The sequence below is a fragment of the Shigella sp. FC1567 genome (assembly GCF_001743015.1).
Classification (GTDB): domain Bacteria; phylum Pseudomonadota; class Gammaproteobacteria; order Enterobacterales; family Enterobacteriaceae; genus Escherichia; species Escherichia coli.
This window is the reverse complement of the sequence record NZ_MIIV01000084.1, coordinates 1-8,342: the sequence shown is the minus strand read 5'-3', so window position 1 is coordinate 8,342 and position 8,342 is coordinate 1. Positions and strand designations below refer to the sequence as shown.

4 protein-coding genes and 3 pseudogenes are annotated in these 8,342 nt (G+C 54.3%); 1 reads left to right on the top strand and 6 read right to left on the bottom strand.

Going from position 1 to position 8,342, the window contains the following annotated elements:
- Nucleotides 1-118: pseudogene (locus BHE85_RS26700) on the top strand (class I SAM-dependent methyltransferase); the annotation flags it as partial.
- Here the strand turns inward: BHE85_RS26700 and BHE85_RS28200 are convergent.
- The 6 genes and pseudogenes from BHE85_RS28200 to BHE85_RS06595 all read right to left on the bottom strand — a co-directional run.
- Nucleotides 63-200 carry a hypothetical protein gene (locus BHE85_RS28200; RefSeq protein ID WP_001309429.1) on the bottom strand — a complete coding sequence of 46 codons (138 nt, stop codon included), beginning with the start codon at nucleotides 198-200 and terminating at the stop codon, nucleotides 63-65. The pseudogene BHE85_RS26700 and the gene BHE85_RS28200 overlap by 56 nt on opposite strands.
- A complete protein-coding gene (locus tag BHE85_RS06615; RefSeq protein WP_001294928.1) occupies nucleotides 173-745 on the bottom strand; it encodes a tail fiber assembly protein in 573 nt (190 codons plus the stop codon). The genes BHE85_RS28200 and BHE85_RS06615 overlap by 28 nt, the downstream gene beginning before the upstream one ends.
- Before the next feature lie 11 nt (nucleotides 746-756).
- Nucleotides 757-3,732 (bottom strand): annotated as a pseudogene (locus tag BHE85_RS06610) (phage tail protein).
- A 64-nt stretch (nucleotides 3,733-3,796) separates the two neighbouring features.
- Entirely contained in the window at nucleotides 3,797-4,396 is a 600-nt protein-coding gene (locus BHE85_RS06605) for an Ail/Lom family outer membrane beta-barrel protein (protein ID WP_001228225.1), read from the bottom strand.
- Between the two features lie 67 nt (nucleotides 4,397-4,463).
- Nucleotides 4,464-7,942: pseudogene (gpJ, locus tag BHE85_RS06600) on the bottom strand (phage attachment tail tip protein J).
- 94 nt (nucleotides 7,943-8,036) lie between these two features.
- The coding region (locus tag BHE85_RS06595; protein ID WP_032232747.1) for an integrase core domain-containing protein at nucleotides 8,037-8,342 on the bottom strand (306 nt) is incomplete at its 5' end.

Here is an 8,342-nt window from a genome sequence, read left to right as displayed (position 1 = left end):
TTCAAACACAAAAGATTCCGAAGAAGGCTTAACACATATACTCTCAGAGCATTTCGAGAATGTTAAAACCAAGGTTCAAGGTACTGTAGTAATGTTTTCCGCTTCAGGGAAAAAATAGCATCCAACCGCAGCACGTTCTTGCTTAAGACGTGCTGCGGCATAATCCCAATGATTACTCCCTGACAGGGTTCGTAGGCCACTCAATATCAGGTGCAGTTGATGTATCAACACGGTTCAGCAACACCCGATACTTTTTCCAGGCTTCCAGCAATGAGGTTTCTTCCTCCGTTGCAATTTCCAGATCTGCAGCATCCTGAAGCGGCGCAATATGCTCACTGGCTACCTGCATCAGGTTGTTTTTTGTTTCTTCCGCCTCCCGGATCCGGAACATTTTTTCTGCTTCCGTATCCTTCACCCAGGCTGTGCCGTTCCACTTCTGAAACTCCCCTTCCGGCGATAACCAGGTAACATTTTCCGGTAACGGACCGAGTTCAGAAATAAATAACTCGTCCCCTGACGCTACGTCATAAACCGTTTTACCCCGATGGTCTTCAACGAGATGCCACGATGCCTCATCACTGTTGAAAACAGCCACAAAGCCAGCAGGAATATCTGGTGGTGCAATATCGGTACTGTTTGCTGGCAGACCTGTATGAGGCGGAATATATGCGTCACCTTCACCAATAAATTCATTAGTTCCGGCCAGCAGATTATAAATTTTTATGGTCCGTGCTTGTTCACTCATTCTGAATGCCATTATGCAAGCCTCACAATATAGTTAAATGCGATGTTTTTGACGGTGTTTTCCGCGTTACCAGCAGCGTTAACGGTGATGGTGTGTCCATGTGAACCAATCGCAACGGAGTGCGTATGCGCACCAATACCTACAGTATGTGCATGTGCGCCAGAACTTGCTGCAGTACCAGACAGCGAGTGGGTATGAGCACCTGCTGACTGTGTCTGAATACGTTGATAATACGATCTACGGGAAGAAGTCCCCGGGCTTACTTGATACTGTGAATCCTGGACATAAGTGAACCCACCGCCATCATAAAATGCTAACGCAGAACCGCCGCCTCCTGGTCAACGAATACCATTACCATGAGTATGATCACCGGCAGACCCCGTAGAGCCACTCAGACTGTGCGTATGCGCCCCGGTGTTATTCGTGGATTTGGTTCCGTAATCAAACGACGATGTGTTTTTCGTCCCCAAATCCGTACTGGATGCGCTGGCGCTGTGGGTGTGCGATTTAATGCCGTCCTGTTCCTGAGACAATACGGCACGACCACTGGCGGGTTTGCCCTTAATCGTCCAGCCACGCATATCAGGGATCACGCCTGACGGATAAGCGGCTGCAAGTTTCGGGTATGCAGATTTGTCAAAAGTCTGCCCCTGCATCAGGGCATAGCCAGACGGAACGGTATCTGATGGCCACGGGATTGGTGCGCCAGGCGGATAAAACTGCTCTGATGGCGTATAGAGTGAATAAACTGTACCGTCCGTTAACCCTTCCGGCTTATTAGCAGAATATGCTGGTGACGTATGAATCGTCACGCTGGCATTACTGGTATAATCCCATTGAATATTTACACCAGTCGCATAATTTCCGATTGCAACGTAAATATCGTAAGTATCACCAGATGTATTGACCCAGGCAAAATTTGTAAACCCTGTCGATGTGCGCTGCCATAAAGCACCAGTAATCCCCTTCGGATTACCATTACCTGCACGCAAAACAAGTTCAGATATACCTGCCTGTTGAGGTGACCCCACGTTAAATCCCGCACCACCAATCAACGTAATTGAAACAACAGAACTCGCCTGTGGCATGGTTACCGTTGCTAATTTGAACCAACCAGCACCACCGCTGAATGACATTGTTGTTGAGTTAAGCGTACCAATATCTTTCGGCGTCAGTGTTATATCCGCTGAAAGCGCCTTACCATTCACCTTACGGGCAGAAGGTACCCGACCATTCGCATTATCATTAGCTGCTTTCACTGCTTTCGGTGTCGCGGCAAGCGTTTCAGATGCGCTGTTGGTTGCACTACTGAGCTGGACAATTCCTTTTTGTGCTGTCGTAGCGTCCTGAGCAGTATATTTCCCGTTAGCAAGGTCATAGGCTGCCTTTACCGACTTTGGCGTTGCCGCCAGCATTTCAGATGTGCTGTTGGTCGCGTTGCTAAGCTGAACTATCCCTTTCTGTGCTGTCGTTGCATCCTGTGCGGTGTATTTCCCGTTAGCCAGCTCATACGCGGCCTTAACGGCTTTTGGCGTTGCCGCCAGTGACTCGGAAGTGCTGTTAGTCGCACTGCTGAGCTGTACTATCCCCTTTTTCGTCGTGCTCGCATCCTCAAGCGCCACGGCGGATGCAATATCCTCTGCCCGTTTTGCCGCTGTCTCAGCGCGCGTTGCCGCGGATTCCGCCGTACTTTTGCTCTGAGCTGCCGCCGTCGCACTGCCAGCTGCCTCTGTCGCCTTCGTGGATGCCGTCGTGGCGCTGCCCTTTGCTGCTGACGCCTGTCTGGTCGCCTCATCTTTTGAAGCAGACGCAGATGATGCCGATGACGCCGCCGAACTGGCGGACGATGCGGCAGCCGTTTTTGAGGATTCTGCGCTGGTTTCCGACGCTTTCGCGTTCGTCTCGGATGTCTTCGCTGCGGAAGCAGACCTCGCTGCTGCGCTGGCCTGTACAGCGGCTTCGCCAGCCTTCGTTGTGGCTGTTGAAGCAGACGATGCAGCACTTTCTGCCGATTTTCCGGCGGCGGTGGCACTGGCTGAGGCCTGCCCGGCACTTGTTGACGCGGCACTGGCAGATAATGCAGCCGCTGTTTTTGAGTCTGCCGCAGCTGAGGCGCTCTGTCCCGCTGCCGTTTCAGAAGACCTGGCGTTCGTCTCGGACGTTTTTGCCGCCTTCGCAGAATTTGCTGCCGCCGTTGCCGAGGAAGCTGCGCTGCTGGCGCTCGAGGCTGCGTTCGTTTCTGATGATTTTGCCGCCTCTTTTGAAGCCGACGCATCCCGTGCTGAAGTGGCTGCTTCTGACGCTTTCGTGGTCGCGGTGGATGCAGAAGTGGCTGCTGATTGTTGTGACGCTGCCGCATTCGTTTCTGACGTTTTCGCGGCACTGGCACTGGTAGCTGCCGCGCTTTTTGAGGACTCTGCAGCAGCAGCACTTTTCGATGCTTCACTGGCCTTTGTTGATGCCGCTCCTGCGCTGGAAGACGCTGACTGAGCCGACGACGCGGCCTGTCCGGCTGACGTGCTGGCTGCGCGTGCTGAGCCTGCAGCATCAGTCGCATGGGTTGCCGCCTCACGGGCTGATGTGCGGGCATCGCTGGCTGACTTCTTCGCGGCTGCCGTGTTCTGTGCCACTGCGGACGCGTTACGCGCCACCTCTTCCACCATCAGTTCAAAACGGCGCAGTGCCTCTGGCCGGACATCATCCTCCGTCATTGCACCGAGGAAATCATTCAGTGTGCCCGGCTTTGAGTCCTCATATACGGTGATAATCCCGGCGTGTGACGGCGGGAATCCCTCCACCAACAGACTGACGCTGTACTGACCATACTCGACGTCCATTGTATAACGCCCGGCTTCATCCGGATTTTCTGAGGCCACTGTGTTCACCACCACCGTGGTGCTGTTGCGCCTGGCCTTTAGCTGAATGGTGCAGTTTTGTATCGGCTTACCTGCACCATCTTTCAGTACACCTGAAATCAGTACTGCCATATTCCCCCCACAAAAAAGCCCGCCTGAACCGGCGGGCTGTCATAACACTGTGTTACCTGGCTAATCAGAATTTATAGCCGACACCAACGATGAAACTGTTGGTACGCCAGTCACCACTGCCGGAGCCTTCATAAGCAATATCAATGGCCACGGATTCGGTCGGGTTAAACTGCACGCCAGCCCCCCACGCCAGAGACGTGTTGCTGTGGCGACCGTCATCACTTCCGGTCAGCACATCGTGCGTTTTCCCCTTGCTGTCAGTTACACGGAGATAATCCCCGGAAAAAGTCGACACACGACTGTAAGTCACACCCGCCATCGCATACGCGCTGAACCATTCATTCACGCGCACAGACGGCCCCGCCATCACGCTGAACCAGCGGTTACGCACGGAATCTTCATGCCAGCGGGTATCGCTGTAATGCGTTTTTTGCTCATCTTTGGCATTGGCATAACTGAATGACGTCACCAGCCCCAGCGTGTCCGTAAACTCATAACGGTATTTCACGTTAATCCCGTTCAGATCATCGCTGCCTGGCATATCAGTATGGGTCTGAAGATACCCGGCGCTTAGTGTGGACTGATGCTCTGCTGCGCTCGCTGGCATACCAGCGGCAACCAGCCAGACTACTGCGGACAGAATAACAGCACATAATTTACGCATAATTACCTCTCGCTTTTCTGCAATAAAAAAGGCACCATTTCTGGTGCCCGTATCTGGGTTATAAAATTCAGCTAATCGTGATGCCTGTAGTGGCTTTCTTCATCACCACAACCAGCAAATCGCTGATACTTGCTGTGGGATACCAGTTATTTACCAGCCATGCTGACACCGAAAACTCCAGTGTCATGTGACCGTGACCGGCAGGCATATCAATAACGCCACTGTAAATCAGCGTATTATCCAGCGCGGTACGGTTATAAATTTCAGCACCGTTTTTCCGCACTATCAGACGGCATGAGGAGTAAATATCAGTATGCTCTCTCTCATGCTTAGCGCCACTGAATGCCACCGCCGGAATAACAATTTGCCGGTCAAACGGCTGATCGTCATAAACCCTGACGGTAATGGTCCCTGATGGCCACCGCTCCGGTGCACGGGAGTCCCGGGGGAAAGCTTTGCCCACTGTTTTAACGAGATCGCCTTCAATCTGGTTGGCGGACAGTTTTCCCAGAACCCGACAGTTCTCGTTAATCGTGACGTTGTTGAGCGTCCCGGAGTTCGCATTCACGTTACCGCTAATATCGGCATTTTTCGCCGTCAGCCGCCCGTCCGGTGTCAGGGAAAATGCCGGAGGATTACCGCCGCTGGTAATGGTGGGAGCCGTCAGGCGTTTCAGGAACACGTCGTTCATGAATATCTGATCGCCCTGACCAACAAACATCGGCTTTGTGTTGCCATTCGCAGGATTAATCATCGCAATCCTGTCTGCCGCCAGCAGCACCTGACTCTGCATTCCTGCTGGCGTATTCTCAATACCGGCACCGATACCCGCAATATAAAGGCGTCCGTCCTTCATCTGTTGCAGCTTCACAGCCCACATGCTGTTCAGATTATTATTTGTATCAACCTGAACCTTCTGTATCTGCTGAATTGCCGCACTCTGGTCTTCCAGTTTCTTATTGACGGTCTGCGTGATTTCATTGCTGACATCCTTAATGGACGTCCTGATTTCAGCCAGGTCAGGCGCAAGCTGACCGTTATCAATCTGCGTCCACAGCTCCTGAGCCAGATGGGTTTTCCCTATCTCGCCTTTGAAAAAATCCAGATAACCGGATGCATCATCACTCGGCTGACCAACAGCCTCCACGAATGCCGATTTGCCAACGGTGTTCACACTGCGAACGTAAAAATAATAATCATGGCCCGGTTTGATATTGATACTGGCGGCTATCCAGTACAGCCCCGTGCCAAGATAGCGCGCTGTGGTTTCAACCTTCCTGATATCGGTAATCCGCTTTTCCGAAAACCAGAACTCAAACTGTACCGTCGGGTCATAAACGGCAAGATGCGGCGTGGCGGTTATCTGAAAATAGCCCGGCGTCAGCTCAATCCGCGACGGCGCTGCCGGTGCGGCAATCCGGAACGATACCGACGCCGGATCGCCCAGCTGTCCCCACGCATTTACCGCCCGGACCGTCAACATGTAACGCCCCAGCGCCAGCTGCCTGAAGCGGTATGTGGTTTCCGTCGTCCGGGCCGTGCTGACCAGCCGCTCACTGCCATCGTCCGCTGTCACGGTCAGGCGAAGCAGGAAGCTCACGCCCTTCACCACCTTCGGCGTGTCCCAGCGGGCCAGTACCTGATACTCCCCGCTGTCTGCGGTGACTTCGGCAGTCAGGTGCTGCACCGCTGGCGGCGTGACACCATTCACCGTGCCGCTCTGGTCGCGTCAAAGTGCGCCCCGTTATCCACGATGGCTTCTTTTTCCGGTACATGCTGCACGGCGGTGATGGCATACGTGCCGCCATCGTTCTCACGGATACTCACGCAGCGGAACAGGCGCTGGCGCAGCGTCGGCAGCTTCAGCCCCCACACGCTGTATTCGGCAACGCCGTCAGGAACACGGCTCACTTTCACCTTCACGCCGTCGGTGACGGACTGGACCTCCACGCTGACCGGATTCCCCTGTCCGTCAACCAGGCTTATCAGCGTGGTGCCGGAGGATGGCAGCGTGATTTCACGGTCGAGCGTCAGTGTCCGCGTCTGGCTGTTCACCGCCAGCACGCGCCCGCCGATGCTGATACCGGCATAGTCATCATCACAGATTTCAATGACATCGCCCGGTACATGGCGAAGCCCTTCTGCACCCACGCTGAAGTCCACGGTCTGCGTTTCCAGCAGCTCCGTTTTAATCAGCCACAGCCCGGCGCGGTGTGCCTGCCCCCGGCTGGTACAGCCAAAGGCATCCATCTTCGTGACGTTACGACCGTAACGGGCAATGGCCTGCGTATCTTCAACAAGCTCTGTCGCCGTCTCCCAGCCGTTATCCGGGTCAATCCAGTTCACCTCAACGGCATTATGGCGGTCCTTCAGGGCGCTGAAGCTGTAGCGGAACGGCGCGCCATCATCCGGCATCACCACATTACTGCGGTTATAGGTCCACACCTTATCCGACGGTCGGTCCTGCACGAACGTCAGCGTCTGCCCGTTCCATACCGGCATACAGCGCATCGCCGAACAGAAATCACTGAGCACATCCCACGCCTTACGCTGTGTGGTCAGGTAAGCGTTACAGGTGATGCGCGGCTCCGTGCCACCAAAGCCATCCGGCACTGACTGGTCGCAGTACTGGCCGATGACATACAGCGCCCATTTGTCCACATCCGCCGCACCAAGACGTTTCCCCATGCCGTAGCGTGGATGGGTCAGCATATCCCACAGACACCAGGCCATGTTATTGCTGTATGCTGGCTTAAACGTTCCGTCCCAGATACCGCTGTATTGCCGAGTCTGCGGGTTATAGTTCGACGGCACCTGCAGAATACGCCCGCGCAGATGATAATTACGGCTCACCTGCTGGCTGCCGAACTGCTCCGAATCCACCTGTACGCCGACCAGTGCCGTGTTCGGGTAGCACTGTTTCACATCGATGATTTCGGTGTATGACGACCAGAGCGTTTTGTTCTGCAGCTGGTCTGTGGTGCTGTCCGGCGTCATCCTGCGCATCCGGATATTGAACGGGCGCGGCGGCAGGTTACCCACCACCACCGATGCTAGATACTGTGAGGTGGTTTTGCCTTTAATGGTGATGTCTTTTTCCGTCACCCAGCCACCATTACGCTGTATCTGAACCAGCAGGCGGACTTCCGACGGATTCCGGTCCCCCTTTGAGGTGGTTTCCACCAGTGCCTGCACACCGAAGGTAAAGCGCAGACGGTCGATGTTTGCCGACGTGATGGTCCGGGTAATCGGCGTGTCGTACTTCACTTCCGTACCCAGCACCGTCTCGGAGCCGGAGGATTCAAATCCCTCCGGCGGTGTCTGCTCCTGCTCACCGGCCCGGAACACCACCGTGACGCCGGATATATTGGTATTCCCCTCACTGTCCAGCACCGGCGTACTGTTCAGCAGCACGCTTTTTAATCCATCCACCGGACCTTCAACCGGCCCTTCGCTGATGGCATCGATCACACTCAGCAGCTGCGTGGACTTCAGGTTGTCCTTCGCTTCGCGCGGGGTATGCCCCTTACTGCTTCCTTTACCCATTCCTCACACTCCATAAACAACAAAGCCGCCCAAAAGGCGGCTCATGAGTTACTGAACCGCCCCGGGTTTCCTGGAGAGTGTTTTATCTGTGAACTCAGGCTGCCAGATCATCGTTTCCGATGGAAGCATAATAAGCTTTTTCTGCTTCTGCCGGAGGGATGTGGCCCAGCCTTTCCAGCAATCGTCGATTATTATACCAGTCCACCCACGTGAGTGTGGCCAGTTCCACTTCTGCACGGTTTTTCCAGCTCTTACGGTGTATTACCTCCGCTTTGTAAAGACCATTGATGCTCTCCGCCATCGCGTTGTCATACGAGTCGCCTGTACTTCCTGTTGATGCCAGTAATCCGGCTTCCTTAAGCCGCTGTGTGTAGGCCAGCGATACATACTGAGAACCTTT

What these genes read in the sequence shown, in the direction of transcription:
- BHE85_RS06615 (WP_001294928.1), bottom strand. Translation starts at nt 745, where the DNA reads ATGAGTGAACAAGCACGGACCATAAAAATTTATAATCTGCTGGCCGGA.
- BHE85_RS06605 (WP_001228225.1), bottom strand. Translation starts at nt 4,396, where the DNA reads ATGCGTAAATTATGTGCTGTTATTCTGTCCGCAGTAGTCTGGCTGGTT.